General features: G+C 64.7%; 23 protein-coding genes and 1 pseudogene. 14 read left to right on the top strand and 10 right to left on the bottom strand.

Going from position 1 to position 26,750, the window contains the following annotated elements:
• Window positions 1-101 precede the first annotated feature (101 nt).
• Window positions 102-1,088: pseudogene (locus tag ACVMB0_RS05580) on the top strand (IS30 family transposase); the annotation flags it as partial.
• Window positions 1,089-1,144: 56 nt separating this feature from the next.
• On the opposite strand, the gene gtdA reads toward ACVMB0_RS05580, so the two are convergent.
• On the bottom strand, window positions 1,145-2,185 hold the full coding sequence (gtdA, locus tag ACVMB0_RS05575; protein ID WP_456751784.1) for a gentisate 1,2-dioxygenase: 1,041 nt from the start codon (window positions 2,183-2,185) through the stop codon (window positions 1,145-1,147).
• Between the two features lie 105 nt (window positions 2,186-2,290).
• Between gtdA and maiA the strand changes: the two genes are divergently transcribed.
• From maiA to ACVMB0_RS05560, 3 genes are read left to right on the top strand one after another with little or no spacing between them, the layout of a single operon-like run.
• Window positions 2,291-2,923 (top strand): maleylacetoacetate isomerase, encoded by a 633-nt coding sequence (gene maiA / locus ACVMB0_RS05570; protein ID WP_456751785.1) that lies wholly within the window; start codon window positions 2,291-2,293, stop codon window positions 2,921-2,923.
• Entirely contained in the window at window positions 2,913-3,425 is a 513-nt protein-coding gene (locus tag ACVMB0_RS05565) for a MarR family winged helix-turn-helix transcriptional regulator (RefSeq protein WP_456751786.1), read from the top strand. Before maiA ends, ACVMB0_RS05565 begins: the two co-directional genes overlap by 11 nt.
• Window positions 3,425-4,609, top strand: coding sequence for a 3-hydroxybenzoate 6-monooxygenase (locus ACVMB0_RS05560; protein ID WP_461345559.1), 1,185 nt, complete (start codon window positions 3,425-3,427; stop codon window positions 4,607-4,609). Before ACVMB0_RS05565 ends, ACVMB0_RS05560 begins: the two co-directional genes overlap by 1 nt.
• 252 nt (window positions 4,610-4,861) lie before the next feature.
• Here ACVMB0_RS05560 and ACVMB0_RS05555 read toward each other — a convergent pair whose 3' ends face one another.
• The 5 genes from ACVMB0_RS05555 to ACVMB0_RS05535 all read right to left on the bottom strand — a co-directional run bounded on the left by ACVMB0_RS05555 (window position 4,862) and on the right by ACVMB0_RS05535 (window position 9,071).
• Window positions 4,862-6,472 (bottom strand): benzoate-CoA ligase family protein, encoded by a 1,611-nt coding sequence (locus ACVMB0_RS05555; protein ID WP_461345558.1) that lies wholly within the window; start codon window positions 6,470-6,472, stop codon window positions 4,862-4,864.
• Window positions 6,469-7,599: an FAD-dependent monooxygenase gene (locus tag ACVMB0_RS05550; RefSeq protein ID WP_461345557.1), complete on the bottom strand. Its 1,131-nt coding sequence runs from the start codon at window positions 7,597-7,599 to the stop codon at window positions 6,469-6,471. Before ACVMB0_RS05550 ends, ACVMB0_RS05555 begins: the two co-directional genes overlap by 4 nt.
• A 113-nt stretch (window positions 7,600-7,712) precedes the next feature.
• Window positions 7,713-7,925 (bottom strand): hypothetical protein, encoded by a 213-nt coding sequence (locus tag ACVMB0_RS05545; protein ID WP_461349599.1) that lies wholly within the window; start codon window positions 7,923-7,925, stop codon window positions 7,713-7,715.
• Window positions 7,926-8,033: 108 nt separating this feature from the next.
• On the bottom strand, window positions 8,034-8,255 hold the full coding sequence (locus ACVMB0_RS05540) for a cysteine rich repeat-containing protein (protein WP_461345556.1): 222 nt from the start codon (window positions 8,253-8,255) through the stop codon (window positions 8,034-8,036).
• Window positions 8,256-8,294: 39 nt separating this feature from the next.
• On the bottom strand, window positions 8,295-9,071 hold the full coding sequence (locus ACVMB0_RS05535) for a hypothetical protein (protein ID WP_461345555.1): 777 nt from the start codon (window positions 9,069-9,071) through the stop codon (window positions 8,295-8,297).
• A gap of 255 nt (window positions 9,072-9,326) precedes the next feature.
• Between ACVMB0_RS05535 and ACVMB0_RS05530 the strand changes: the two genes are divergently transcribed.
• Together ACVMB0_RS05530 and ACVMB0_RS05525 are read left to right on the top strand one after the other, a co-directional pair.
• The gene (locus tag ACVMB0_RS05530) at window positions 9,327-10,478 is read left to right on the top strand and encodes an efflux RND transporter periplasmic adaptor subunit (protein WP_461349598.1); all 1,152 of its coding nucleotides are present in this window, start codon (window positions 9,327-9,329) and stop codon (window positions 10,476-10,478) included.
• Between the two features lie 10 nt (window positions 10,479-10,488).
• Window positions 10,489-13,656, top strand: a complete 3,168-nt coding sequence (locus ACVMB0_RS05525; RefSeq protein WP_461345554.1) for an efflux RND transporter permease subunit — start codon at window positions 10,489-10,491, stop codon at window positions 13,654-13,656.
• Between the two features lie 273 nt (window positions 13,657-13,929).
• Here ACVMB0_RS05525 and ACVMB0_RS05520 read toward each other — a convergent pair whose 3' ends face one another.
• Window positions 13,930-14,931 carry an NADP-dependent oxidoreductase gene (locus ACVMB0_RS05520; RefSeq protein ID WP_461345553.1) on the bottom strand — a complete coding sequence of 334 codons (1,002 nt, stop codon included), beginning with the start codon at window positions 14,929-14,931 and terminating at the stop codon, window positions 13,930-13,932.
• 214 nt (window positions 14,932-15,145) lie between these two features.
• On the opposite strand from ACVMB0_RS05520, the gene ACVMB0_RS05515 reads away from it, so the two are divergent.
• From ACVMB0_RS05515 to ACVMB0_RS05505, 3 genes are all read left to right on the top strand, one after another.
• Entirely contained in the window at window positions 15,146-16,435 is a 1,290-nt protein-coding gene (locus tag ACVMB0_RS05515; RefSeq protein ID WP_456751795.1) for a dicarboxylate/amino acid:cation symporter, read from the top strand.
• A 12-nt stretch (window positions 16,436-16,447) separates the two neighbouring features.
• Window positions 16,448-17,398, top strand: coding sequence for an amino acid ABC transporter substrate-binding protein (locus ACVMB0_RS05510; RefSeq protein WP_461345552.1), 951 nt, complete (start codon window positions 16,448-16,450; stop codon window positions 17,396-17,398).
• Between the two features lie 223 nt (window positions 17,399-17,621).
• Window positions 17,622-20,030, top strand: a complete 2,409-nt coding sequence (locus ACVMB0_RS05505) for a bifunctional diguanylate cyclase/phosphodiesterase (RefSeq protein ID WP_456751797.1) — start codon at window positions 17,622-17,624, stop codon at window positions 20,028-20,030.
• A 27-nt stretch (window positions 20,031-20,057) separates the two neighbouring features.
• Here the strand turns inward: ACVMB0_RS05505 and ACVMB0_RS05500 are convergent, their stop codons facing one another.
• Both ACVMB0_RS05500 and ACVMB0_RS05495 read right to left on the bottom strand, forming a co-directional pair.
• On the bottom strand, window positions 20,058-20,285 hold the full coding sequence (locus tag ACVMB0_RS05500; RefSeq protein ID WP_456751798.1) for a hypothetical protein: 228 nt from the start codon (window positions 20,283-20,285) through the stop codon (window positions 20,058-20,060).
• 314 nt (window positions 20,286-20,599) lie between these two features.
• The gene (locus ACVMB0_RS05495; RefSeq protein WP_456751799.1) at window positions 20,600-20,854 is read right to left on the bottom strand and encodes a hypothetical protein; all 255 of its coding nucleotides are present in this window, start codon (window positions 20,852-20,854) and stop codon (window positions 20,600-20,602) included.
• A 196-nt stretch (window positions 20,855-21,050) separates the two neighbouring features.
• On the opposite strand from ACVMB0_RS05495, the gene ACVMB0_RS05490 reads away from it, so the two are divergent.
• Together ACVMB0_RS05490 and ACVMB0_RS05485 are read left to right on the top strand one after the other, a co-directional pair.
• On the top strand, window positions 21,051-21,407 hold the full coding sequence (locus ACVMB0_RS05490; RefSeq protein WP_456751800.1) for a response regulator: 357 nt from the start codon (window positions 21,051-21,053) through the stop codon (window positions 21,405-21,407).
• 24 nt (window positions 21,408-21,431) lie between these two features.
• Window positions 21,432-21,632, top strand: coding sequence for a hypothetical protein (locus tag ACVMB0_RS05485; protein WP_456751801.1), 201 nt, complete (start codon window positions 21,432-21,434; stop codon window positions 21,630-21,632).
• A 36-nt stretch (window positions 21,633-21,668) separates the two neighbouring features.
• Here the strand turns inward: ACVMB0_RS05485 and ACVMB0_RS05480 are convergent, their stop codons facing one another.
• Entirely contained in the window at window positions 21,669-22,604 is a 936-nt protein-coding gene (locus ACVMB0_RS05480; RefSeq protein ID WP_461345551.1) for an ATP-grasp domain-containing protein, read from the bottom strand.
• Window positions 22,605-22,900: 296 nt separating this feature from the next.
• Here ACVMB0_RS05480 and ACVMB0_RS05475 point away from each other — a divergent pair, with 296 nt between their 5' ends.
• The 3 genes from ACVMB0_RS05475 to ACVMB0_RS05465 all read left to right on the top strand — a co-directional run bounded on the left by ACVMB0_RS05475 (window position 22,901) and on the right by ACVMB0_RS05465 (window position 26,693).
• Window positions 22,901-23,674: a ferredoxin--NADP reductase gene (locus ACVMB0_RS05475; RefSeq protein ID WP_456751803.1), complete on the top strand. Its 774-nt coding sequence runs from the start codon at window positions 22,901-22,903 to the stop codon at window positions 23,672-23,674.
• 253 nt (window positions 23,675-23,927) lie between these two features.
• Window positions 23,928-24,797 carry a patatin-like phospholipase family protein gene (locus ACVMB0_RS05470; RefSeq protein WP_456751804.1) on the top strand — a complete coding sequence of 290 codons (870 nt, stop codon included), beginning with the start codon at window positions 23,928-23,930 and terminating at the stop codon, window positions 24,795-24,797.
• A 270-nt stretch (window positions 24,798-25,067) separates the two neighbouring features.
• Entirely contained in the window at window positions 25,068-26,693 is a 1,626-nt protein-coding gene (locus tag ACVMB0_RS05465) for an FMN-binding glutamate synthase family protein (protein WP_461345550.1), read from the top strand.
• The last annotated feature ends 57 nt before the right edge of the window (window positions 26,694-26,750 follow it).

Below are 26,750 nucleotides of genomic sequence, written 5' to 3'. Positions count from 1 at the left end.
TGCCGGGCTGGGGCCACAGCATCGTGAATCATGGGCAGTCGGGGTAATGGGTCCCCTGAGTTCACAAACGAAGTGCAACACTTCCTTGAGGAGGTGTTGCGATGGGGCGGAGTTACGAGCAGCTATCCCTGGACGAGCGATGCGAGATTGCCCGGCTTTCAGCCAATGGCAGCTCGGTGCGGCAAATCGCGGCAGCTCTGGATCGCTCGCCATCAACGATCTCTCGGGAGCTGAACCGCAATTCTGGCGCCCAGGTCGGCTACAAACCCAGCTATGCCCAGCAACAGATGCGAGCGCGGCGCTGGACGGGCGTACGCCTCGAACGGGAGCCCGGCCTGCGCCGCGCGGTCTTGGAGCGCCTTGGTCGGGGCTGGTCGCCCGAGCAGGTCGCGGGCCGGCTGGCCCGCGAACACGGCCGCAAGGTGATCTCCCACGAGACCATCTACCGCTTCATATACGCCCAGATCCGGCGCACCTCGGACTTCAGCTGGCGGCGTTATCTGCCACGCGGCAAGAGCAAACGCGGCTACCGCGGCAAGAAGGGCGGCAGTCCCGCAAGCTTCATAGAAGGCCGTGTTTCCTTGGACAAACGGCCTATCGAGGCCGCCGATCGCAATGCCCCCGGTCATTGGGAAGCCGACCTGATGATGTTCTCCAAATACGGTCAGGCGATCCTGACCGTGCACGAGCGCACCTCGCGCCTGCTGCTCGGCATCCGCATCGCCAGCAAGCTCGCGCGCGGTATCGCCCGTCATCTCGTCCGCTTGTTTGCTGCCTTGCCGGAAGGCCTGTGCCAGACCGTTACCTTCGACAATGGGACCGAGTTCGCCTGTCACCTGGAGCTGCACCGCCTCGCGATCGAGACCTTCTTCTGCGATCCGCACGCGCCCTGGCAGAAGGGCGGCATCGAGAATGCGATCGGTCGGATGCGCCGCTTCATTCCACGCAAAACCGATCTCGCGACCTTCCCGACGCGCCGCCTCCGCCAGTCGATCAACGCCTACAACAACACCCCGCGCAAATGCCTTGACTTCCAAACCCCTCTCGAGGCCTTCTCTCAAGTGTTGCACTTCGAGTGTGAATCCACCTCCCGGCCTTCGCCGGGACGACGTGGGGTGGACACAGCGCTTCGCCCCTACAATCGTTACGCGTTACCCCTGTCCTCGCGGAACAGATCGAGCTTCTGCTGCACCGGGCGGTCCGAGAACGAGAACAGCACGGAGTCGGTGTCGGCCTCGTGGGTGACCCAGTGCCAGCTCGGCACCACGAACAGATCGCGCGGTCCCCATTCGAAGGTCTGGTCGCCGACCCGGGTGCGGCCCTTGCCCTCGATCGCGGCGAACACGGTGGCGTCGGTCGCGCGATAGCGTGCGGTCTTGAAGCCCTTCGGCAGCAGCTGGATGAAGGTGCCGATGGTCGGCATCGCGAAGTCGCCGGTCTCGGGGTTGGAGAATTTCAGCTTGAGGCCGTGGCAGGCGTCCCACTCGTCGCGGGCGCGGGCCTTTTCCAGCGTCTCGCGGGTGTGCTCATAGGGATAGTTGAAGATCGGCGAGGTTTTCGACGACCGCTTCTGGTCGATCGGCAGCAGGTTGCGGCCGTAGCGCGCGAAGCTGTCGCCCGCCGGCTTGGAGATCGCCTGCTGATCCTCCTTGGCGCCTTCCGCAAACGAGCAGTCGAAGAACTGCACCATCGGGATATCGAGCCCGTCGAGCCAGAACATCGGCTCCGATGTTTCGTTGGAGTGGTCGTGCCAGGTCATCGACGGCGTGATGACGAAGTCGCCCGGCGCCATCGCGGTGCGCTCGCCATCGACCGCGGTATAGGCGCCCTTGCCCTCGAGCACGAAGCGCAGCGCCGACTGGGTGTGGCGATGGGCGGGCGCGACGTCGCCCGGCACCACCATCTGCACGCCGGCAAACAGCGAGGTCGTGATCCTCGACTGACCACGCAGGCCGGGATTCTCCAGCACCAGCACGCGGCGTTCGGCTTCCTTGGCCGTGATCAGTTTGCCCGCCTCGTTCATGTAGTCGCGGATCTGGTCAAACTTCCACAGATGCGGACGGCAGGCGCTGCGCGGCTCCGGCGTGACCAGGTCGCCCAGCACGTTCCACAGCGCCGAGAGATTTTCGCCGTCGATCTTCTTGTAGAACGCCTCGCGCTCCGGGGTCTTCTGCACGGCTTCCATGGCAAGCCTCCCATCATTCTTGTCGGTTCAATTTAATTGACAGTATACTGACAATATGGCTAGCGTCAATGAAACAAGCCAATCACGAATGCAAGGGAGGTTCCGATGAAGCTGCATGGCTATTTCCGGAGCAGCGCGTCCTACCGGGTCCGGATCGCCCTCAATCTGAAGGGTCTGACACCGGAGCATCTGCCGCATCATCTGCGCAAGGGCGAGCAATGCGCGCCGGCCTATCTCGCGATCAATCCGCAGGGGCTGGTGCCGACGCTGGAGAGCGATGCGGGGGCGATCCTCACCCAGTCGCTGGCGATCATCGAATGGCTTGACGAGACCAATCCCACTCCGCCGCTGCTGCCGAAGGATCCGTTGCGGCGCGCCAAGGTGCGGGCCTTCGCGCAGGCGATCGCCTGCGACACCCATCCGGTGCAGAATCTGAAGGTGCTGGCGCGGCTGCGTCAGCTCGGCCTGCCCGAGGCGCAGGTGACGGAATGGGCGGCCTGGGCCAATCGCGAGGGCCTGTCGGCCTGCGAGACGCTGATTGCCGAAGAGACCGGGCCGTTTTGCTTCGGCGACCAGCCGACGCTCGCCGATCTCTGCCTGGTGCCGCAGCTCGCCAATGCGCGGCGCTTCGGCGTCGATGTCTCAGCCTATCCGCGCCTGCTCAAGGCCGAGGCCGCAGCAAAGCAGGTCAAGGCGTTCGCCGACGCCGTCCCGGACAAGCAGCCCGATGCCGAGTAGCAAGCCAACGCCCGTCACCATGGACGCGGTCTACACCGCGCCCGGCTATCTGTTCCGGCGGATGCAGCAGATCGCGGTCGCGCTGTTCATCGAGGAGTGCAAGGCGTTCGACCTGACGCCGGTGCAATACGCCGCGCTGGTGACGATCTCGACCCATCCCGGCATCGACGCCACGAGGCTCTCGGCGGTGATCGCGTTCGACCGCTCCACGCTCGGCAACGTGATCGAGCGGTTGCAGGCCAAGGCGTTCATCGCCCGCAAACCGTCGCCCGAGGACAAGCGCGTCAAGCTGCTCTACCTCACCAAGGCCGGCGCGTCCGTGCTCAACGACATCATGCCCTCAGTCGACAAGGCGCAGGCGCGGATGCTGCAACCGCTGAAGCCTGCCGATCGCAAGACGCTTCTCGCGCTCCTGACCCAGCTCGTCGACCTCAACAACGAGGCGTCGCGGGTGCCGCTGCGCGCCGAGGACGCGCTCGAGCATCTCGGGAGGTCGGGCTGATGGCGGAGACGAGGCCTGTCCTGATCGCGGGCGGCGGCATCGGTGGTCTCGCCGTGGCGCTGGGGCTCGCACAAAAGGGAATCCGCTCGATCCTGCTGGAAAAGGCCGCAGCGCTCGGCGAGATCGGTGCCGGCATTCAGCTCGGGCCGAATGCGTTCCATGCCTTCGACTATCTCGGCGTCGGCGAGGCGGCGCGCAACATGGCCGTCTATATCGACCAGTTGCGGCTGATGGATGCACTCACCGCCGACGAGATCACCCATATCGACCTCGGCGACGCCTTCCGCGCTCGGTTCGGCAACCCCTATGCCGTGGTGCATCGCGGCGATCTGCACGGCGTGTTCCTGCGCGCCTGCGAGAGGCACGAGTTGATCGAACTGCGCGTCAGCAGCGAGGTGGTCGGCTACGAACAGGACGGCTCATCGGTGACCGCCAGGCTCGGCAGTGGCGAGCGGGTCACCGGACGTCTTCTGATCGGCGCCGACGGCCTGTGGTCGAATATCCGCAAGCAGGTGACGGCAGACGGCCCGCCGCGCGTCTCCGGCCACACCACCTATCGTTCCGTGATCCCGACCGAGCAGATGCCGGAGGATCTGCGCTGGAACGCAGCTACGCTGTGGGCCGGCCCGAAATGCCACATCGTGCATTATCCGCTGTCGGGCTGGAAGGTGTTCAACCTCGTCGTCACCTATCACAACGACGCGCCGGAGCCGGTCGCCGGCAAGCCGGTCTCCGAGGAAGAGGTGATGAAAGGCTTCACCCACGTCCATGAGCGGGCGCAGACCATCATCCGCCACGGCACCAATTGGAAGCTCTGGGTGCTGTGCGATCGCGATCCCACCGAGCGCTGGATCGACGGCCGCGTGGTGCTGCTCGGCGACGCCGCGCATCCGATGCTCCAATATTTTGCGCAGGGCGCCTGCCAGGCGATGGAGGACGCGGTCTGCCTGTCGCACATGCTGGCCAGTCACGACGATCAGCCGGCAGCGCTGGATGCCTACCGGGCGCAGCGCTTTCCGCGCACCGCGCGGGTGCAGCTGATGTCGCGTGCGATCGGCGAGCACGTCTACCATCCCTCAGGCGAGCACGCCCGCATCCGCAACGCGATCATGAGCGCGAAGTCGCAAGCTGAATGGTGCGACGATATCGCGTGGCTGTATGGTGGGACGGGGCTGGGCGGTTAGCTGCGGCACGCGGATTAAAGAGCACGCCGTGTGGCCACCCCTCTCCCCCGCAAGGGGGGAGGGAACCCGTCCGCCGGTGCCTCTCTTACGTCCGTAGGCATGGATTGTCGCACATGCGAGTGAGGTGAGCACGCTGCTCGGGCTCCCTCCCCTCTTGCGGGGGCAGGGGTGGGGAGAGGGGTGAGCCCCGGGCGAGATGTCGAGATTGAGATCAGGCGACAGCAACGTGGTGCGCGATCTCGGCAGCACCGCTCACATCCGCATCACCGCCTGGCGATCGATCTTCCCCGTGCCGGTCTTCGGCAGCTCGTCGATGAATTTCACCTCGCGCGGATATTTGTACGGCAAGAGCTTCGCCTTGACGTAATCCTGCAGCCGCCGTGTTGCCTCATCGCTGTCGAAGCCGGCCTTGTTCATCACCACCACCGCGCGCAGCGTCATGCGCCGATCCGGCAGCTCGGCGGCGTAGACGGCGCATTCGCGGACATCGGGGTGATCGGCGAGGCAGAGCTCGACCTCCAGCGGATAGACCCACTGGCCGGAGATCTTGATCAGGTCGTCGGCGCGGCCGCGGAAGAAGTGGAAGCCGTCGCTGTCGCGCATGAAGCGGTCGCCGGTGTAGATCCAGCCGTCCTCACGCACCGTCTCGGCGGTCTTGTCCGGCCGATTCCAGTACAATGGCGTGGCGGAATCACCGCGCACCCACAAAATGCCTTCCTGATTGTCGCCGACCTCGCGGCCGTCGCTGTCGCGCAGCATGATCTCGTAGCCCGGCACGCGCAGGCCTGCGGCGCCGAGCTTCTTCTGTTCTGCGCGGTTGCTGAGATAGACGTGCAGCACCTCGGTCGAGCCGAGCCCTTCGATGATCTCGAGCCCGGTCAGCTGCTTCCAGCCATTGAAGACCTCGGCGGACAGCACTTCGGCGGCCGAGACCGCCATCCGCAGCGAGGAGAAATCGGCAGCGTCCGCGCCCTCGGCCTTGGTCAGGGATATGTAGAGCGTCGGCAGGCCGAAGAACACGGTCGGCCGGTACTGCCCGATCGCGTTGAAGATCGCGGCCGGCTTCGGCTGGCCCGGCAGCAGCAGCGTGGTAGCGCCGACCGAGAAGGGAAACGTGATCGAATTGCCGAAACCATAGGCGAAGAAGATCTTCGGCACCGAGAAGCAGATGTCGCCGGGCGCAAGCTTCAGCACACTGCGGGCAAAGGCGCGTTCGCTATAGGCCATGTCGTGTTGCAGATGCACGATGCCCTTGGGGCGGCCGGTCGAGCCCGACGAATACATCCAGAACGCCATCTCGTTGCGATGGGTGTCGGCCGCGTCGAGCTCGCTCGGAAAGCCATGCAGCCATTCGCCGGCGTTACGCGTTTCCGCAACAGCGTGATCGCCGGCTGTGCCATTGACCACGACCAGCGTCTGCAGCGGCGTATCCTTGCAGGCCTCGGCATTGAAGCGCGTGCAGAACTCGGCGTCGGTGACCGCGACCTGCGCGCCGGCGTCGGACAGATAGAATTGCAGCAGCTCCGGCGTCGTCAGCGTGTTGATCAAGAGCGGCACGAAGCCGGCGCGCACCGCGCCGAAGAACGCCGCCGGATAGGCCGGGGTATCATCGAGGAACAGCAGCACGCGGTCGCCGCGCTGCAAGCCGAGTGACTGGAAGGCGTGACCCCAGCGCGCGGCGTCAGCGCAGAGCTCGCGATAGGTCCGCGTGCCGGCCGGCCCGGTCAACGCCAGGCGCTCGGCGTTGCCGTTGCCGAGATTGTCGAACAGGATGCGGCTCGCATTATAGCGCTCGGGGATCGTAAAGCCGATCTCGCGCGCACCGGGATTGTCCTGCGGAACCTGGTCGGCGATCCCGGTCATGAGCGTCCCTTTGCGGCTTCGTAACGGGCCATGAAGGCAGGCGACATCGCGCGCAGCCGCCCGTCGTCGATCCGGCCGGAGCGGGTGATGTAGCTGTAGGCGAAGTCCATCAGATCGCGCTGCATATGAGCCGGGAAGTGCTCGTACCAGTCGGCGCTGGTCCGTGCCGCGGTGACGAGCTTCTTCACGATCGGCTTGCGCTCGGCCTCGTAACGGGCAAGGGCAGGGGCGACGCCGCCCTCGCTTTCCAGTGCCTTGGTCAGCGCGATCGCATCCTCGATCGCGAGCCGCGTGCCCGAGCCGATCGAGAAATGCGCGGAATGCAAGGCGTCGCCGATCAGCACCATGTTGCCGTGCGACCAGCGTTCGTTCCAGATCCACGGGAAGTTGCGCCACACCGATTTGTTCGAGATCAGCCGATGGCCGTCCAGCGTCGCGGCGAACACGTCCTCGCAGATCGCCTGCGATTGCTCGATCGTCTTGTCGGCGAAGCCGTAAGCGTCCCAGGTCGCGGCGTCGCATTCGACCAGGAAGGTGCTCATGTCCTTGGCGTAGCGATAGTGATGGGCGTTGAACCAGCCCACGCCGGTCGCCACAAAGGTCTGCGACAGCGTCGCGAAGGGCTTTGTGGTGCCGTACCAGGCGAATTTGTTGGAGGAATGCGAGACCGACGCGCCGAACGCAGCCTCGAAGCTGCGGCGGACCATCGAGTTCAGCCCGTCGGCGGCGACGATCAGGTCGTAACCCCTGAGTTGATCGACCGATTGTACGATAGTATCGAAGCGCGGCGTGACACCTGTGCTGCGCACCCGCTCCTGCAGGATGGTCAGCAGCTTGAGCCGGCCGATCGAGGAAAAGCCGACGCCGTCGATCTCGACGCTCTCGCCGCGCAGATTGAGGGTGATGTTCTTCCAGCTCTCCATCTCTGGGGTGATGGCGTCGACCGTCTCGGGATCGTCGGCGCGCAGGAAGTCCAGCGCCTGCTCGGAGAACACCACGCCGAATCCCCAGGTGGCGCCGGCCGCGTTCTGCTCGAACAGGTCGATCTCGGCGTCAGGATGACGCTTCTTCCAGAGATAGGCGAAATAGAGCCCGCCGGGCCCTCCGCCAATCACGGCGATCCGCAACGTCTGCCTCCCAGATTGACAGTGTACTTACAATTTGGGTCCAGACTAATCGCCCTCTGGCGGGAACGCCAGAGGGAAAATGCGCGGCGACTACCCTGTCAGCGCCGAAAGGCTCAGTAGCAGCGGCGGACCTTGACCCCGTCGACCCATACCCAGCGGCAGCCGGCAACGACGGGTTTGCGGACGACAACCGCGCCGCGCGTGCTGGCGCATCCGGCGCGATAGGGGCCGCGCGCGCAGACGACGGCGTTGGCGTCGGAGGACTCGAAAGTCATGGTCGCGGCAAAGGACAGCAGGGCCGCAGCGATCAGCAATAATGAACGCATCATGTTCCCTCTCCCGGGGTGAGGTTGGTTGGCCTGTGGATGACAACAAGGTGCTGCGGCTCCGTGCCCGGCCATCGCCGGGCACATGTCGTCTCGCCGCCCGTGCGGCTATTTCTTCTCCGCCTCCGCCAGCACCTTCTTGCAGGCGGGTGCCAGCTTGTCGCTCTGCCTGGCGAGACAGGCGATGATGCGCCCGCCGCCGGGCGTCACGCTCTTGCAGAACTTCTCGTAGTCGCCCATGCAGGCGTCGCGCTGTGCGCTGGTCAGCTCCTGGGCGTAGACGGCGGTCGCGCCGCAGAGCAGCGCGGCGGTCAGGACAAGTCGCAGCATTGTTCGCTTCCCTTTCCGGTCAGTTGCTTGGCAACAGGATCACCGGGCCGCGAACGGCGCCAGCACGTCGCGGCATCCCGGCGAGAGCGAGCCGGCATTGGTCGCCAGGCATTGCACGATCCGCCCGCCGCCGGGCTGGACGCCGCCGCAGATCGAGCGGACATCCGCGCCGCAGGCCGAGCGCAGCACGAACAGCTCTTCGCGCGGCCGCAGCGGCCGCAGGACGATCACGGCTGGCGCCGCCGCTGGCGCCGCGGCCGGTGCAGCGGTTGCCGCAGCGCCTGCCTCCGGTGCGGCACCGCCGGCAGCCGCCACGGCCTTTTCGCAGGCCGGCGACAGCCTGCCCTTGTTCTTCTCCAGGCATTGCAGCGCCGGTGCGCCACCGGTCGGCACGCCCGCACAGACCTTGGGATAGTCGGAGCGGCATGCGCTGCGGATCGCTGAAACCTGCGCGCTGGATGGCGCTCCGGCCGCCTTCGGTGCAGCCGCAGCGGCGGCGGGCTTGGCTGCCGCTGCTGCGGGTGCCGCGTCGGTTTTGGCTACCGCAGGCGCGGCGGCCGGCGCGTCCACGGCCTTCACTGCGGTGGCGCAGCCCGGCGCGAGACTTGCCATGTTCTTTTGCAGACATTGCAGTGACGCTTCGCCGCCCGGCGGAACGCTCGAGCAATGTGCGATGTAGTCGTCGCGGCATTGCGATTTGATGGCGTCGCGCTGCGCCTGGCTTGGCGCCTGCGACAGGGCCGGCGCCGTGCTGATGAATGCCGCAAGCCCGAGCCATGCGGACAGCTTCGTTGCACGTATCAACGCATTGATCATCGGAATAAATCCTCTCGTCGTGCCGGCAGCTTGCGGCTCAATTGAACTGGGTTCTGAAAATGACTTGCTTTGACAACCTCGGCGAGTGACATCATTTTCGCTTTCGAGTTCCGCCGCAAGCGGATTGTTGCTATGGATGACGCACGCGGATTTTTTGCTCGCCACGACGGCTTTGAATTAAGTCATTTGAATCGAGGCTCGGAAATGAGGCATGCGCGCGCGTCGGCACATTTCAGTCAGAGCAATTTTGTGCGGATGCGAAATGCGCCGCTCACGCGCATCGCGTTCATCGCATCCGCCTTTGTCAGTTTAAGTGCCTGCGAGCAAAATAGTTTTGTTGCGCCGTCGCCCCCAAAGGTCGATGTCGCGCCGCCGGTGCAGCGCGCCATCACACGCTATCTGGATGCCACCGGCAACACCGCGCCGATCAAGACCGTCGATCTGGTCGCGCGCGTGCAGGGTTTTCTGGCGTCGATCAACTATCAGGACGGCTCGCCGGTGAAGGAGGGGACCACCCTGTTCACGATTGAGCCGGAGACCTACAAGCTGAAGCTGGAGCAGGCGCAAGCCGCCGAAGTCGGCGCGCAGGCGACGCTGAAGCAGGCCGAGTCCGACTTCAAGCGGCAGCAGGATCTGGTGCAGCGCCAGGCGGTCTCGCAGGCGACGCTGGAAACCTCGACATCGACGCGGGACAACGCCCAGGCCAATCTGCAACAGGCTCAGGTCAACACCAAGATCGCCGCGGTCAATTACGGCTACACCAACGTTGCCGCGCCGTTCGACGGCATTGTCAGCAACCATCTGGTCTCGGTCGGCGAGCTGGTCGGCGTGGCGTCGCCGACCCAGCTTGCCACCATCGTGCAGCTCGACCCGATCTATGTGAATTTCAATGTCAATGAGCAGGACGTGCAGCGCGTCCGCGATGAAGCGCGCCGCCGTGGCATGACGACCAATGAGATCAGGCAGCTGCCGATCGAGGTCGGCCTGCAGACCGAGACCGGCTATCCGCACAAGGGCAAGCTCGACTACGTCTCGCCGACGGTCAACCAGTCGACCGGCACGCTTGCGGTTCGTGGCCAGGTGCCCAATCCGGATCGCGTGCTGCTGCCGGGCTTCTATGTCCGCGTTCGGGTGCCGTTCGACAAGCAGGACAACGCGTTGCTGGTGCCCGACGTCGCGATCGGCAGCGACCAGGCCGGCCGCTACGTGCTGGTCGTCAATGCCGACAATGTGGTCGAGCAGCGCAAGGTGACGACCGGTCCACTCGACGAGGGACTGCGCGTCATCGAGAGCGGGCTGAAGGCCGATGACCGCGTGGTGACCGCCGGACTGTTGCGTGCGATCCCCGGGCAGAAGGTCGATCCGCAGATGCAGAAGGGCGACGCGACGCCGGCCGCGGCCAAGTGAGGGGCGCGCCATGATCTCGAAATTCTTCATCGAGCGCCCGGTCCTTTCCAACGTCATCGCGATCCTGATGATCCTGCTCGGCGGCGTGGCGCTGTATAACCTCGCGGTCGCGCAATATCCCGACGTGGTGCCGCCGACAGTGCAGGTGACGACGCGCTATCCGGGCGCCTCGGCCAAGACGGTGGTCGACACCGTGGCGCTGCCGATCGAGCAGCAGGTCAACGGCGTCGAGGACATGCTGTACATGCAGTCCTACAGCGGCGCCGACGGCACCTATACGCTGACGGTGACCTTCAAGATCGGCACCGATCTCAACTTCGCGCAGGTGCTGGTGCAGAACCGGGTCTCCTCGGCGCTGTCGCAGCTGCCGTCCGCGGTGCAGAACCAGGGCGTCACGGTGCAGAAGAAATCGACCTCGATCCTGCTGTTCGTGACGCTGACCTCGCCGAACAAGACCTATGACAGCCTGTTCCTGTCGAACTACGCCACCATCAATATCAGGGACGAGCTGTCGCGGCTGCCCGGCGTCGGCAACGTCACGGTGTTCGGCGCCGGGCAATATTCGATGAGGGTCTGGCTCGATCCGAACAAGCTGCAGGTGCGCGGGCTGGTGCCGCAGGATGTCATCCAGGCGATCCAGCAGCAGAGCCAGCAGGTCACCGCCGGCCAGGTCGGCGCGCCGCCGACACCGGCCGGGCAGGCGTTTCAGTACACGCTGAACGTCAACGGCCGGCTCGACGACAAGAGCCAGTTCGAGGACATCATCGTCAAATCAGGCACGGTCGGCGACGTTACCCGAGTTCGCGACGTCGGCTGGGTCGAGCTCGGCGCGCAGACCTACAGCCAGATATTCTCGCTGAACCAGAAGCCTGCGGTCGGCATCGGCGTGTTCCAGTCGCCGGGTGCCAATGCATTGCAGGTCGAGAAGGCGGTCGAGAAGAAGATGACGGAGCTCGCCAGGCAGTTTCCGCAGGACATCAAATACGACACGCCGTTCGACACCACCAAATTCGTCAACGCCTCGATCGCGGAGGTCTACAAGACGCTGATCGAGGCCGGCCTGCTGGTGCTGGTCGTGATCCTGGTGTTCCTGCAGGATTGGCGGGCGATGCTGGTGCCGGCGACCACGGTGCCGGTCACGATCATCGGCGCGTTCGCCGGCATGGCGGCGCTCGGCTTCACCATCAATCTCTCGACGCTGTTTGCGATCGTGCTGGCGATCGGCATCGTGGTCGACGACGCCATCGTGGTGGTCGAGGGCGCCGCGCACAATATCGAGCGCGGCATGAACGGCCACGACGCAGCGATCAAGGCGATGGACGAATTGTTCGCGCCGATCGTCGGCATCACGCTGGTCTTGATCTCGGTGTTCCTGCCGGCGGCCTTCCTGCCCGGGCTGACCGGGCGGATGTACGCGCAATTCGCGCTTGTGATTGCCGCCACCGCGTTGCTCAGTGCGGTCAACGCCGCGACCCTGAAGCCGACGCAATGCGCGCTGTGGCTGCGTCCTCCGGCGCCGGCCGAGCAACGCAATGTCTTCTATCGCGGCTTCAACGCGGTCTATGACCGGCTGGAGCGCGGCTATACGCGTGTGGTCGGCGGCATCGCCGGGCATGCCAGGACCTCGGTCGCGGTCGCGCTGATCATTATCGGGCTCGCCGGTTACGGCCTGTCGCGGGTGCCGACCGGCTTCATTCCGATCGAGGACCAGGGCTATCTGCTCGCCGCGGTGCAGCTGCCGGACGGCGCGGCACTCGACCGTACCCAGCAGGTGCTCGACAAGGTCACCGAGATTGCCGGCAAGACGCCCGGCGTCGATCAGGTGGTCTCGATCGCCGGCATCTCGGCGCTCGACAACTCCTCGAGCCTCGCCAATGCCGGCGTCGCGTACCTGATCCTGAAGGACTGGAGCGCGCGCGGGCCGGGCGAGGATCTGCGTTCGCTGGTCTACGGGCTCAACGACAAGCTCGCGGTGATCCCGGAGGCGCGCATCCTGGTGATCCCGCCGCCGCCGATCCAGGGCATCGGCAACGCCGCCGGCTTCGCCATGCAGGTCGAGCTGCGCGACGGCAATGCCGATTACGGCAAGCTGCAGGCGATCACCGGCGCGATCGTGGCCAATGCGCAGACCCAGAGCGCGCTGCAGCGGGTGCAGTCGTCGTTCCGCTCGATGGTGCCGCAGTTCGACGTCGAGGTCGATCGGGTCAAGACCCAGACCCTGCACGTCACCACCGACCAGATCTTCGCGGCGCTGTCGTCCTATCTCGGCGCCAGCTACGTCAACCAGTTCACCAAGTTCGGCCGCACCTTCCAGGTCTACACCCAGGCCGAGGCGCAGTACCGTCTGACCCTGCGCGACATCCAGAACATGATGGTGCGCAACAGCAACGGCGACATGATCCCGCTCGGCACGGTGGCGAACATCACGCCCTCGGTCGGACCGTCGCTGATCAGCCTCTACAACCTCTATCCGTCCGCCTCCGTCATCGGGCTGCCGGCGCAGGGCTACTCGTCCGGCCAGTCGATGGCGCTGATGGAGGAGATCGCGGCCAGGACGCTGCCGCCCGGCGCGGGCTTCGAGTGGACCGCGATGTCGTACCAGGAGAAGGAAGTCGGCGGCCAGATCTACTATGTGTTCGCGCTGGCGCTGCTGCTGGTCTATCTGGTGCTCGCCGGGCAATATGAGAGCTGGTACGCGCCGATCTCGGTGATCCTGGCGGTGCCGCTGTCGCTGCTCGGCCCGACGCTGGTGCTGCTGAGCCTGGGCATCGAGAACAACCTCTACACCCAGATCGGCACCATCCTGTTGATCGCGCTCTCGGCCAAGAACGCGATCCTGATCGTCGAGGTCGCGCTGGAGCATCACGTCCGCGACGGCAAGCCGGTGCTGGAATCGGCGATCGACGCCGCCCGCGCCCGATTCCGGCCGATCCTGATGACGTCCTTTGCCTTCATCCTCGGCGTGCTGCCGCTGGTGCTGGCGACCGGCGCCGGCGCCAACGCCCGCAAGTCGATCGGCATCACGGTGTTCTCCGGCATGATCGCCTCGACCTGCCTTGCGGTGCTGTTCGTGCCGGCGTTCTTCGTCGTGGTGCAGAGTTTTGAGAACTGGCGCAAGGCGAAGAAGGGCAAGGCCGCGCCGCAAGCGGCAGCGGAGGCACCCGGCACGGTGCATTAGCTCCGCGCATCTAATTTCTCCCCGTCACCCTGAGGAGGCCGCGAAGCGGCCGTCTCGAAGGGTCGACGGCCACCAGCCGGGCCGTGCATGCTTCGAGGCGCGCAAGAGCGCGCACCTCAGCATGACGGGACTGAGCCGCGTAGGGCGGGTTAGCCGACTACGTCCGCCGTAGCCCAACGAGCGAAGGCGGAAGGCGTAACCTGCCATCTTCTCCACGGCACGACGTCGGTGGGTTACGCTGCGCTAACCCACCCTACGACATCGTGCTTGCCGTTACACCTTCACCATGCGCTTGCCGCGGTTCTCGCCGGCGAGCAGGCCGATCAGCGCCTGCGGGGTGTTCTCGATGCCGGCGATGACGTCTTCCTGCACCTTGAGCTTGCCGGAGGAGACCCAGGATTGCAGGTCGGCGAGCGCGGCATCGCGCTGGTCCATGTAGTCCATCACGATGAAGCCCTGCATGACGAGCCGCTTCACCACGATCAGGCCGGGCACACCGCGCGGGCCGTGCGCGGAGGGCACGCCGTCATATTGCGAGATGGCGCCGCAGCAGGCGATCCGGCCGCGGTTGTTCATCTGTGCCAGGCAGGCCTCGAGAATATCGCCGCCGACATTGTCGAAATAGACGTCGATGCCCTTCGGCGCGGCTGCGCGCAGCGCCTTGTAGGTGGCGCCGTCCTTGTAGTCGACCGCGGCGTCGAAGCCGAGTTCCGAGGTCAGCCAATGGCACTTGTCCTTGCCGCCGGCGATGCCGACCACGCGGCAGCCCTTGATCCTGGCGATCTGGCCGACGATCGAGCCGACCGAGCCGGCGGCGGCCGACACCACCACGGTCTCGCCCTCCTTGGGCTTGCCGACATCGAGCAGGCCGAAATAGGCGGTCAGCCCGGCGACGCCGTAGACGCTGAGCAGATGCGTCATCGGCTCGAGCTTCGGCATCTTCGCCAGATGCTTGGCGGGAACCGCGGCATAGTCCTGCCAGCCGGTGTCGCCGAACACGATGTCGCCCGGCTTCAGGCCGGGGTCGTTCGACGACACCACCTCGGCGATGCTGCCGCCGGCCATCACGGTGTTGGCCTCCACCGCGGCGCGGTAGGTGGCGCCGTGCATCCAGGCGCGGTTGGCGGCATCGAGCGAGATGTAGCGCGTCCGCACCAGCGCCTCGCCGTCCTTCGGCACGGGCACCGTGCCCTTGGTCAGACGGAAATGCTCGGGGCCAAGCTTGCCGGTCGGCTTTTCAACCAGCAGGATCTGGCGATTGACGGTGTCGTTCATGGATGTCTCCCCCTCGCGTTGGTCGTTTCGGATGCAGTTGGCTGCCGCGTGCGCAGCTCGTTGCACAGATTGTGCGCTGCATCAACGCTAATCCGCGCGCTGGCATTCCACAACGGGAACGTTTCGGCAAAGTCCCGCTGGACGCGAAGCGTGTTGCGTAGCTGCGTAAATCTGCCACACTTGCCCTTCGCCGGGAACTTACGGGGGTAAGAGAATGTCGAACAGGTTTACGCAGTACATCCTGATTGCGATGGTCCTTGGCATCGCGATGGGGACGCTCGTCTTCAACTATCTGCCTGACAGCCGCGCCGAGATCGCAGCAGACGTCAACCTGATCGCGATGCTGTTCCTGCGCCTGATCAAGATGATCATCGCGCCACTGGTGTTCGCCACCCTGGTCGGCGGCATTGCCCATATGGGAAGCGGCGCCAAGCTCGGGCGCATCTTCGCCAAGACCATGGGCTGGTTCGTCTCCGCCTCCTTCGTTTCGCTGCTGCTCGGCCTCGTGATGGTCAATCTGCTGCAGCCCGGCGCCAACTTCCCCGGCACGCTCCCCGATAAGGCGCAGTCGACCGGCCTGCCGGTCTCTGCGTTCTCGATCGAGAAATTCCTGACCCATCTGATCCCGACCTCGATCGCGGACGCGATGGCGCAGAACGAAATCCTGCAGATCGTGGTGTTCGCGGTGTTCTTCGCGGTGGCGCTCGGCGCCATGCCTGAGCGGTCGAAGCCGATCATGGGCCTGATCGACGACCTCGCGCACATCATGCTCAAGGTCACCGGCTATGTGATGCTGTTCGCGCCGATCGCGGTGTGGGCCGCGATCATGGCGACGGTCTCGAAGAACGGCCTCGGCGTGCTCTGGAAGCTGATCGTGTTCATGGGCGGCTTCTACCTGTCGCTGCTGATCCTGTGGGGCATCCTGGTCGCGGTCGGCTTCATCGTGATCGGGCCGCGCTACAGTCATCTGCTGCGGCTGATCCGCGAGCCGCTGATGATCGCGTTCTCGACCGCCTCGTCGGAGGCGGCCTATCCGAAGACGCTGGAGGGACTGAACAAGTTCGGCGCCTCCTCGCGGATCTCGGCCTTCGTGCTGCCGCTCGGCTATTCCTTCAATCTCGACGGCACCATGATGTACTGCACCTTCGCGAGTATCTTCATCGCGCAGACCTACCACATCGAGATGTCGCTCGGCACGCAGCTCGCGATGCTGGCGACCCTGATGATCACCTCGAAGGGCGTCGCCGGCGTGCCGCGCGCGTCGCTGGTGGTGATCGCCTCGACGTTGTCGCAGTTCGGCATCCCCGAGGCCGGCCTGTTGATGATCATGGGCATCGACACCTTCCTCGACATGGGCCGCAGCGCCACCAACGTGATCGGCAACTCGCTGGCGACGTCGGTGGTCGCGAAGTGGGAGGGCGAGCTGAAGGCCGAGCACGAGCTCGGGCCCGACGACGCGGTGCCGCAGGACGCGGTGCCCGGCGCCGTGATGGCCGGCCATTGACGGGAGGGATGCATGCATCGCGCCCGCTGGAGGCCGGTCCGGGCGGAGGGGCCTCTGCCGTCGACATGGCTGCTGTCGGCATGCCTGCTGGCGGCAAGCCTGCTCGCTGGTCCGGTGTCCGCACAACCGGCGGGCGAGGGGCTCAGCCCCACGCTTGCCAACATCAAGGCCACGCACAGTGTGCGGATCGGCTATCGCGAGAGCTCGCCGCCGTTCTCGTTCCTCGACCACTCCAACCGGCCGATCGGCTACAGCCTCGAGCTGTGCGATGCGATCGTCGAGGAGATCGGCGCCGAGGTCGACGACGCCAACCTCAAGGTGGACTACGTCAAGGTCACCTCCGACGACCGCATTCCGGCGGTCGTCGACAAGAAGATCGACCTCGAATGCGGATCGACCACGGCGAACTCCGAGCGCGCCAAGCAGGTCGCGTTCTCGCCGCTGATGTTCGTGGCCGGCACCAAGCTGATGGTGCCGAAGGCCTCCGGTGTTACCCAGGTCGCCGACCTGAAGGGCAAGACGGTGGTGGTGACCAAAGGCACCACCAATGAGCAGGCGATGCACAATGTCGACACCAAGCAACAGCTCGGCCTCAACATCGTGACCGCAGGCGACCATGAGCAGTCCTACCAGATGCTGGTGGACGGCAAGGCGGATGCGTTCGCGACCGACGACATCCTGCTCTACGGCCTGATCGCGCGGCACAAGTCGCACGACAAATTCCGCGTCACCGGAGACTATCTGTCCTACGATCCCTACGGCATCATGTACCGCAAGGGCGAGCCGCAGATGAAGGACGTGGTCGAGCGCGCCTTCCGCAGGCTCGCCTCGAACCGCGACATCATCCCGCTCTACAACAAATGGTTCGTCGGCCGGCTGCCGACCGGCGAGAAGCTCAACGTCGCGCTCTCGCCGCAGCTCGAAGAGGCCTTCAAGGTGCTCGACGAGGGGCAGAGCAATTAGGCTGCCGAACGGCCGCCCGGGCCGGGCGTCGTCCGGAAAGAAGAGAGCCCGCGCTCGGCATGCGGCCGCACCGGCCGTGACCGCGCGCGTCGACGCCAATTATTTACCATGTTAAGCGCTAAACTCCGGTCTTTTACGGGGATTTACCACTCCTAAGACGCTGCCGCCTATCGTCGGGCCATAACGGCCCGTTATGGGTCCATCAAATTGCGGCAGTGATCGGATGTTCAAGGTCTATAATTGCATCGCGACCGAGCATGACCTGTGGCTCGTCGGGCTGGCCGCCGTCGTCTGTAGCCTCGCATCCTATGCAGCCATCAACCTGCTGCGCCATGCGCGCAGTTCCGTCGGTCAAATGCGCGGCGTCTGGCTGGTGGTGTCGGCGGTGTCCACCGGCTTCGGCATCTGGGCGACGCACTTCATCGCGATGCTGGCCTTCACGCCCGGAATTCCCAGCGGTTACAACATCAAGCTGACCTTTCTCTCGCTGGTCGCGGCCATCGTGCTCACCGGCGTGGGGCTGGCGGTCGCGATGCGGCCGGGCTGGCGGTTCGGACCGGCGCTGGGCGGCGCAATCGTCGCCGGCGGCATCGCCGCGATGCATTACACCGGCATGGCCGCCTTCGAGATCGCCGGAATCATCCTCTGGGATCGAACGCTCGTCGTCGTCTCGATTGTGATTGGTGCGGTGATCGGCGCCGCGGCGTTGCCCGCCGGTCTCCATGACCGCTCCGAAAAGTGGAAGGCCGTGGGCGCGCTGCTGCTGACGCTCGCGATCTGCAGCCACCACTTCACGGCGATGGGCGCGGTATCGATCGTTCCCGATCCGACGATCCAGGTGTCGCGCTCGGCGCTGCCCGCCGAATGGCTTGCCGGCGCCGTCGGCGTCGCGAGCTTCATCATCATCCTGCTCGCGCTGACCGGCAGCGCGCTCGATCTGCGCGAGCGGCGCCGGATGGAGATCGAGGCCGATCGCATGCGCGGTCTCGCCAACGGAGCCATCGAGGGGCTGCTGGTCTGTGACGGCGACCTGATCGTGACCGTGAATGACAGCCTCGTGCATCTGGCGGGCGCCGCCTCCGAGCAACTGGTCGGTTGCCGGCTCGCAACCTGCTTTCCCGATCGGATCGCGCTCGCCAGGATCGTCGCCGATCCGCACAAGCCGATCGAGACCAATCTGCATCACACCGATGGTTCGATGATCCCGGTCGAACTGATCATGCGATCGCTCGATTTTGCCGGGCGGCCGCATCACGTCATTGCGGTTCGCGACCTGCGCGCGCGCCGCGAGGCGGAGCGGCATATTCGTTACCTGGCGCACCATGATGCGCTGACGTCGTTGCCAAACCGCAGCCACTTCAACGCGCGGATGGATCAGGAAGTCGGAATCGCACTCGCCAAGAGCGAGAAGCTCGCGGTGCTCTGCCTCGATCTCGATCGCTTCAAGGAGGTCAACGACCTGTTCGGTCATGCCGCGGGCGACAAGGTGCTGCAGGCGGTGGCCTCGCGCGTGACCGCGGTGCTGGGCGAGCGGCATATGATGGCCCGGCTGGGCGGCGACGAATTCGCCGTCCTGGTGCCGCAGGCCAGCCCGTCCGCGGTGAGCCATCTGGCCGAAGCCATCCTCGATGCCTTGCGCCGCAAGGAGATCATGCCCGACGTGGAGAGCATTTCGAGCAGCATCGGCATCGCGATCTGCCCCGATGACGCCTCGGAACGCGAGGCTTTGCTGGTCCATGCCGACACCGCGCTCTATCGGGCCAAGACCGAGGGTCGTTCCACCTACCGCTTCTTCGAGGCGAAGATGGGCTCCGACGTCCGCGAGCGGCGCATGATCGAGCACGATCTGCGCCACGCGATCGGCCGCGACGAGCTGCGGCTGGTCTATCAACCGCAAAAGGACATTCGTTCCGGCGCCGTGACCGGCTTCGAGGCACTGCTGCGCTGGAAGCATCCGACCCGCGGCGACATCTCGCCGGCGGTCTTCATCCCGATCGCCGAGGAGTCCGGCTCCATCCTGGAGATCGGCGACTGGGTGATGAGGACGGCGTGCCGGGAGGCGGCCAACTGGACGCAACCGCTGACGGTTGCCGTCAACGTCTCCGGCGTGCAGCTCTACAACAGCAATTTCGTGCAGGACGTGCACAAGATATTGCTGGAAAGCGGGCTTTCGCCGCGCCGGCTCGAAATCGAAATCACCGAGACGGCGCTGGTCCGCGATTTCAATCGCGCGCTGGCGACGCTGCGGCGGGTCAAGGGATTCGGCGTGCGCATTGCGATGGACGATTTCGGGACCGGCTATTCGTCGCTGTCGAACCTGCGCGCGTTTCCGTTCGACAAGATCAAGATCGACGGCTCGTTCATCAAGTCGGTCGATACCAACGAGCAGGCCGCCACCATCGTGCGCGCCGTGCTGGGCATCGGACGGGGGCTTGGCCTGCCGGTGCTCGCGGAAGGCGTCGAGTCGAACGAAGAACTCCAGTTCCTGCGCGACGAGCTCTGCGATGAAATGCAGGGTTACCTGCTGGGCGCGCCGGCCAGGATCGAGACGTTCCGCGGCCTCACCCATCGCGGCGATGTGGCGCCGGCGGCGGATCAGGACAGCGCTCCGGCGCTGGCGCAGATCGCCTGACGACGGTGCACGCGGCCGCGGCGTCGTTCATCGCCAATAGCGGCGCGACAGATCCAGGCACTGCCGGACCCAGTATCCGTTGACATGGATCAACTGGCATGTGCTCGGATATGGCTCCTTGATGATCGGGTAGCCGTGGATGTCGATATTGGTCGGGGCCGTGACGCCGCGCCAGAATACGGCGTGGGCGGCCGGAGGATTGAGGGTGGCGGCGACCGCCGCGGCGGCCAGGACACTCAAAAGGAGTTTGCGCATAATCTGGATCCGGGTCGATGAATGCGCAAAGCGTACTCCCTTGGGCGGGATGAGCAAGCCGCCGAATGGATCAAAATGACGGGGAACGCTCGCGCATCGGCGCTAGCTGCCTTGCACCGCCATGCAGGCGAGGGCAACGATGCCGACGGCCGCGAGCACAACCATGACCTGGAAGATCGCGCGGCCAACAATAACCCCCATCAACGCTCCATCGATCCGGCGGGATCTTGCTTCGAGTTTCCACGCGCCGCGATCTCTCGAGCATCGGCAGGCAAGTACCAATCGTGAGATCGACCAATTTGTCGCCTGACGGGCTAATGCCGCTCCGCGACGATTCGGTCGACCACTTGCGATAGCTCCGCTTCCATGTCGGAAATAATGTCGTGCAGGCGGGCACCGAGCGGATCGGTCGTTTCTCGCGCCATCGTCTTGAAGCGCATGACGTTGGCATGTTCGTCGACCCGATCTTCAGCCGGTCGTCGCGCGGACAGACTGCCTGGCGCGCCGGTCGTCACGTCGGTCCCGTAGGGTTCGCAAACATCCTGATCCGGCTGTGCAGCGTTCTTCATGAGCTTTGCCTCCTGGCACGACGTCCTTTCTTCGGCCGCGAGCTGATAGCTCGTCGCTCATCAATGACTCCGATACCTCGAAAGTCGTTCCGGTTGGAACCTGCAAAGGCTTGCCGGAACCCGCCCGTCGCTGGGCCTGGAACCAGAACTATCGGCGTCCCCGAGCGTTGACTGTGGTTACCCTTTGGAGGGTGCCATGGGTTACGCGAGGCCAAACCGAAAAACTGCGGTGGTGGTCGAAGACGATATCATCCAGCGCGACATGATCACGCTGTTGCTGGAGCAAGATCACTTCGACGTCATCCAGTGCGAGGACGCAGAGACGGCAGCGCTGGCCATCAAGCGGCGCCACCCGTCGCTTGTCGTGACCGACATCAAGCTCACGGGCAAGATGGATGGGATCGCGCTCGCGCATATGGCGGTCAATTGCGACCCAGCCGTGCGCGTTCTGGTGATCTCAGGCCTGCCGCTGGCCGTCGCCCTGCCTGCCGGCGTCAAGTTCTTCGAGAAGCCGGTTTATCCGCCCCTCCTGCTGCGCGAGCTGACGTCGTAGGTTTCGGGGATTGAGAATTGGTTCATGCAAGAGGATCCAGAAATCGATTGGCACCGCGAGCAGATCACCAAGAATCGTGAGCTGCTCGCGGAGTTGCAAACCGCAAACACGGCGGGTGTGGAGGTATTTCCGGAAACACAGGCCGAGATCGACCGTCTCATGGCACAGATCGAGCAATCGGAGCTGATCGTCGCCGCCTATGAAAAGCAGCACCTGCGAGACTGATTGGGGGCGCCTAAAGGGAAGCGCGAGATGCGCTACCTACGCGAACACCTTGTCCAGCGCGGCGGAGTAAATCATCTCGACGAGATCAGGGGCGCGCCTGCCGAGCGCTTCCATCTTTACCCCCGAGTTGACCTCGAGAATCTGCCAGCCGCCGTCGGCCTGCACCACGTCGATGGAAGCGAAGCGAATGCGAAGAGCCTGTGCGGCTTTGATCGCAAGCGCGCTGCCGAAGGACGGCATTTCCTTGGACTTGAGCAGCGCCGGCTCGGCGCCGGAATCAAGATTATGTCGCCAGTTGATGATGCGTACTTCGCCTTTGGCCGGAATGCCGTCTAGCACGGCAGGCGAGAAGTCGTCGGTGATGGTCTTGAGCTGGTCAGCATGTGCGGCCTTGTGCGCGAGTTCGCGCAGCGAATGGATGCCATCGCCGACAACCGATGGACGCAATTTGACGTAGGCGAGCAGGGCGCTGTCGTCGAGCACGATGAATCGCACTTCGTGCTTGATCGCGACATAGGGCGAGATCGCAAGGCTTGGATGCGCGGCAAGGATACGCGCGACCGCGGCCTCGAGCTGCTCCCGCGTCGTCACGCGGACGACGAGCTCGCCGGACGTCCCCTCATTCGGTTTGACGACCAGTCCGTGCGGATGGGCGTCGAGCAGACGCTGCATCGCGTCCAGCGAGTCCGATCCCGGGATGTGCTTGCTGAGCCTGGCGCCGAGAAACAGCGTGTGCGGAATGGCTGGCACGCCGGCCGCTGCCAGCACCTCGGCGCAGGCCGATTTGTCGTTGGCGACCTGGTGCGCGACCGCGCTGTTCAGCCCGACGTCGTAGCCGATCACGAGATGTCGCGCGTCGTCCTTGGTCAAGATGAGCAGCCAGCCGCCTGACCGGACCTCGACCGCAATATCGTGCGCCAGACAATATTTTTTGATGGTTTCCAGGAAGGTTCGCTGGCTGATCAGGACCACGAGACATTTTCCCTTCGCCGCGGTTTTCGTAGCAATTAATTGCCAGATCGGCGCCGATCTCAGCAAGTAAATTACGTGCAGCGCCGCGCGTTAACGATGCCGTCGCTGAACCTCTGCGCGAAATCGAACGACTGCCATTCTGAGATCGCAATTGCACGCCAGTTGGTCTTGACTATCTCATGCGCAGGCGCGATGGACACGCGAGATCTTCAATGATTTCGGCTACTTCTGCGCCGTCGCGAGCAGTCTAGAAATCAAATCATTCTAAATCTGGTCAGTCGAGAAAACGAAAACACATGAGCGCGTTCTATCGAGAGAAGGTTCTTTCCGTTCAGCACTGGACCGATACGCTTTTCAGCTTCCGGGCGACCCGCGATTCCGGTTTCCGCTTCCAGAATGGCCAGTTTGCCATGATCGGCCTCGAGGTCGACGGGCGGCCGCTGCTGCGCGCCTATTCGATGGCGAGCGCCAATCACGAGGAAGAGCTCGAGTTCTTCTCGATCAAGGTGCAGGACGGCCCGCTCACCTCCAAGCTGCAGAAGATCCGCGAGGGCGACACCATCCTGGTCGGCCGCAAGGCGACCGGCACGCTGATCACCGACAATCTGATTCCCGGCAAGCGGCTGATGCTGCTCTCGACCGGCACCGGCCTCGCGCCGTTCGCCAGCCTGATCAAGGACCCCGAGGTCTATGATCGCTACGACCAGATCCTGCTGGTGCATGGCTGCCGCCAGGTCTCCGAGCTCGCCTATGGCGAAGAGCTGGTGGCCAAGCTGCGCGACGACGAACTGTTCGGGCCGCTGCTGTCCGAGAAGCTCTCCTACTATCCGACCGTGACGCGCGAGCCGTTCCGCAACCGCGGCCGCATCACCGACCTGATCACCTCGAACCAGCTGTTCACCGACCTAGATCAGGGGCCGCTCGACATCGAGACCGACCGCATCATGATGTGCGGCAGCCCGGCGATGCTCGAAGAGCTGAAGCAGCTGTTCGAGACCCGCGGCTTCCAGGAAGGCAGCGGCAACACGCCCGGCCACTTCGTGATCGAGAAGGCATTCGTCGAGCGTTAAGGCTCCTTCCACTTCGTCATTCCGGGACATCGCGAAGCGATGGGCCCGGAATCCATAACCACTGCTTTTTGTTTGTCGAAGGCTGGGGCCTCATCTGGCTCCAGCCTTTTGCATTTGTGGTTATGGATTCCGGGTTCGATGCTCCGCATCGCCCCGGAATGACGCCTGATATAGCGCCGTCCATTCCCCCGCTGCTATAACGCCCTCAACGCCGCGCGCCCCTCCCCGAACGTGGCGACCAGGGAGCAGCACCTTGTCCATCACCGATCCGGATGCACCGAAGACCGCCTTTGTGTTTGCCGGCGGCGGCAGTTTTGGCGCGGTCCAGGTCGGCATGTTGCAGGCATTGGCCGGGCATGGCGTGATGGCCGACATGGTGGTGGGCTCCAGCGTCGGCGCCTTGAACGGCGCCTTCTATGCCGGCGACCCGACGGTCGCGGGCGTGGCGCGGCTCGCCGAGATCTGGCGCGGCCTGAACCGGCAGGACGTGTTTCCGGTGACCTGGCGGACGCTGGTCAGCTTCCTGTGGCGGCGCGATTTCCTGATCCCGCATGACGGCGTGCGCAGGCTGATCGACGATTACATTCCGTTCCGCAATCTCGAGGATGCGCGGATCCCGATCCACATCGTCACCACCGACATCATCAGCGGCGACAGCGTGGTGCTGTCGGAAGGCTCGACGGCGGAGGCGATCGTCGCATCGACCGCGATCCCCGGCGCGTTCACGCCGGTGCATTACCGCGATCACTACCTCGCCGATGGCGCGATCTCCAGCAACACGCCGGTCCGCGTTGCGGTGAGGCATGGGGCAAAACGCCTGATCGTGCTGCCGACCGGGCATGCCTGCGCCAACCAGGCGCCGCCGGTCGGCGCGCTTGCCAACGCGCTGCATGCGCTGACGCTGCTGATCGCGCGCCAGCTCGTCAACGAGCTCGAGAATATCGGCCCCGACGTCGAGTATTTCGTGGTGCCGCCGCTCTGCCCGCTGGTCGGCTCGCCCTACGATTTCTCGCGGACCTCAGATCACATCGCACGCGCCCTGGACACCACCAATGCGTGGCTGGCCGGCGACGGCCTGAAGCCGGGCCACATCCCGCACGAATTGCAGCCGCACGACCATTGAGCGGGGCGCGCTTCACCTCGCCCCGCATCCGCCTTCGCCCAAAGGCGGATGCGGGGACAAGAGAGTGGGCGAGGGAGCGCAGTTGCGCGGTTGCCCTTCGTTGCACTGCAAAAGGCAATTCGATTCAATTTGACCGGCCACAGCACCCGCCCATCCGGGCGGTTGTCACATCTGTGACTGCTCGGCCGTATAACCGTAGTGCACTTGTTCGGCGAGTTGGATTAGGCTCACGACCGACAGGGTAGTCAGGGCAGACCGGAGGGGATTCCGATGGATACGATGCTGCTTCCGTTCTCGCCGCGCTTCATCGTGCTGACGATCTGCGCCGTCGTCACCACGCTCCTGCTGCTGGTTGGAATATTCGACCACAAGGTCTTCAAGATCGTCCTGATCCCGCTGGTCATCTTCGGCGCGCTGACGTTCCTCGGCATCCGTGACCTGACACAGAAGAATCATGCGGTGCTGCGCAACTACCCGATCTCGGCGCATGTCCGCTTCCTGCTCGAAGAAATCCGCCCCGAGATGCGGCAGTATTTCTTCGAGAGCGAGAAGGACGGGATGCCGTTCTCCCGCGACACCCGCGCGGTGGTCTATCAGCGCGCCAAGATGGTGCTCGACAAGCGGCCGTTCGGCACTCAGGAGGACGTCTATCGCGAGGGCTATGAGTGGATGCACCACTCGGTGGCGCCGAAGCCGAAAGCCGACGAGAAATTCCGCATCACCATCGGCGGCCCCGATTGCACCAGGCCGTATTCGGCCTCGGTCTTCAACATCTCGGCGATGAGCTTTGGCGCGCTCAGCCCGAACGCGGTGCGGGCGCTGAATGCCGGCGCCAGGAAGGGCGGCTTCGCCCACGACACCGGTGAGGGCGGCGTCAGCCCCTATCACCGCGAGATGGGCGGCGACATCATCTGGGAGATCGGTTCCGGCTATTTCGGCTGCCGCAACCGCGACGGCACCTTCAACCCGGAGCTGTTCGCGAGCGTCGCGGGCGAGGACCAGATCAAGATGGTCGAGCTCAAGATCAGCCAGGGCGCCAAGCCCGGCCATGGCGGCGTGCTGCCGGCGGCGAAGGTCTCCGAGGAGATTTCCAAGATCCGCGGCGTGCCGATGGGCGAGGACTGCATCTCGCCGGCCTATCACAAGGCGTTCTCAACGCCGATCCAGATGATGGAATTCGTCGCGAACATGCGAAAACTGTCCGGCGGCAAGCCGGCCGGCTTCAAGATGTGCATCGGCCATCCCTGGGAATTCCTGGCGATCTGCAAGGCGATGAAGGAGAGCGGGCTGTATCCCGACTTCATCGTGGTCGACGGCAATGAAGGCGGCACCGGCGCGGCGCCGCTCGAGTTCATGGACCATCTGGGCATGCCGATGCGCGAGGGCGTCAACTTCGTCCACAACGCGCTGATCGGCATCGGCGCGCGCGATCGCATCAAGATCGGCGCCTCCGGGAAGATCGCGACCGCCTTCGACATGGCGCGCGCGATGGCGATCGGGGCCGATTGGTGCAATTCGGCGCGTGGCTTCATGTTCGCGCTCGGCTGCATCCAGTCCCTGAGCTGCCACACCGATCGCTGCCCGACCGGCGTCACCTCGCAGGATCCGATCCGCAACCGCGCGCTCTATGTGCCGGACAAGATCGAGCGCGTGTACAATTACCACCACTCGACCCTGCACGCGCTGACCGAGCTGCTCGCCGCCGCCGGCCTCGAGCACACCAAGGATCTGCGCCCGATCCACTTCTCGCAGCGCAGTTCGACCACCGAGGTCTCCACGTTTGCCGAACTCTACCCGACGCTGCGCCCCGGCGAGCTGCTCGAAGGCACCCAGGACCGCCGCTTTCGCGACGCCTGGGCGATGGCGCGCGCGGACTCGTTCCAGCCGGCGGGGTAGAGGCGCGAAAGCGTCGTGCCGTAGCCCGGATGAAGCGCAGCGCAATCCGGGGCCCTG

This window comes from Bradyrhizobium sp. USDA 4451 (assembly GCF_054822585.1).
Note: the sequence above shows the minus strand (reverse complement) of the source record. Positions and strands in the feature narration are given on the sequence as shown.

Bases quoted from the DNA above. Each gene is read 5' to 3' on its own strand.
- gtdA (WP_456751784.1), bottom strand. From the start codon at position 2,185: ATGGAAGCCGTGCAGAAGACCCCGGAGCGCGAGGCGTTCTACAAGAAG.
- maiA (WP_456751785.1), top strand. From the start codon at position 2,291: ATGAAGCTGCATGGCTATTTCCGGAGCAGCGCGTCCTACCGGGTCCGG.
- ACVMB0_RS05565 (WP_456751786.1), top strand. From the start codon at position 2,913: ATGCCGAGTAGCAAGCCAACGCCCGTCACCATGGACGCGGTCTACACC.
- ACVMB0_RS05560 (WP_461345559.1), top strand. From the start codon at position 3,425: ATGGCGGAGACGAGGCCTGTCCTGATCGCGGGCGGCGGCATCGGTGGT.
- ACVMB0_RS05555 (WP_461345558.1), bottom strand. From the start codon at position 6,472: ATGACCGGGATCGCCGACCAGGTTCCGCAGGACAATCCCGGTGCGCGC.
- ACVMB0_RS05545 (WP_461349599.1), bottom strand. From the start codon at position 7,925: ATGCGTTCATTATTGCTGATCGCTGCGGCCCTGCTGTCCTTTGCCGCG.
- ACVMB0_RS05540 (WP_461345556.1), bottom strand. From the start codon at position 8,255: ATGCTGCGACTTGTCCTGACCGCCGCGCTGCTCTGCGGCGCGACCGCC.
- ACVMB0_RS05535 (WP_461345555.1), bottom strand. From the start codon at position 9,071: ATGATCAATGCGTTGATACGTGCAACGAAGCTGTCCGCATGGCTCGGG.
- ACVMB0_RS05530 (WP_461349598.1), top strand. From the start codon at position 9,327: ATGCGAAATGCGCCGCTCACGCGCATCGCGTTCATCGCATCCGCCTTT.
- ACVMB0_RS05525 (WP_461345554.1), top strand. From the start codon at position 10,489: ATGATCTCGAAATTCTTCATCGAGCGCCCGGTCCTTTCCAACGTCATC.
- ACVMB0_RS05520 (WP_461345553.1), bottom strand. From the start codon at position 14,931: ATGAACGACACCGTCAATCGCCAGATCCTGCTGGTTGAAAAGCCGACC.
- ACVMB0_RS05515 (WP_456751795.1), top strand. From the start codon at position 15,146: ATGTCGAACAGGTTTACGCAGTACATCCTGATTGCGATGGTCCTTGGC.
- ACVMB0_RS05510 (WP_461345552.1), top strand. From the start codon at position 16,448: ATGCATCGCGCCCGCTGGAGGCCGGTCCGGGCGGAGGGGCCTCTGCCG.
- ACVMB0_RS05505 (WP_456751797.1), top strand. From the start codon at position 17,622: ATGTTCAAGGTCTATAATTGCATCGCGACCGAGCATGACCTGTGGCTC.
- ACVMB0_RS05500 (WP_456751798.1), bottom strand. From the start codon at position 20,285: ATGCGCAAACTCCTTTTGAGTGTCCTGGCCGCCGCGGCGGTCGCCGCC.
- ACVMB0_RS05495 (WP_456751799.1), bottom strand. From the start codon at position 20,854: ATGAAGAACGCTGCACAGCCGGATCAGGATGTTTGCGAACCCTACGGG.
- ACVMB0_RS05490 (WP_456751800.1), top strand. From the start codon at position 21,051: ATGGGTTACGCGAGGCCAAACCGAAAAACTGCGGTGGTGGTCGAAGAC.
- ACVMB0_RS05485 (WP_456751801.1), top strand. From the start codon at position 21,432: ATGCAAGAGGATCCAGAAATCGATTGGCACCGCGAGCAGATCACCAAG.
- ACVMB0_RS05475 (WP_456751803.1), top strand. From the start codon at position 22,901: ATGAGCGCGTTCTATCGAGAGAAGGTTCTTTCCGTTCAGCACTGGACC.
- ACVMB0_RS05465 (WP_461345550.1), top strand. From the start codon at position 25,068: ATGGATACGATGCTGCTTCCGTTCTCGCCGCGCTTCATCGTGCTGACG.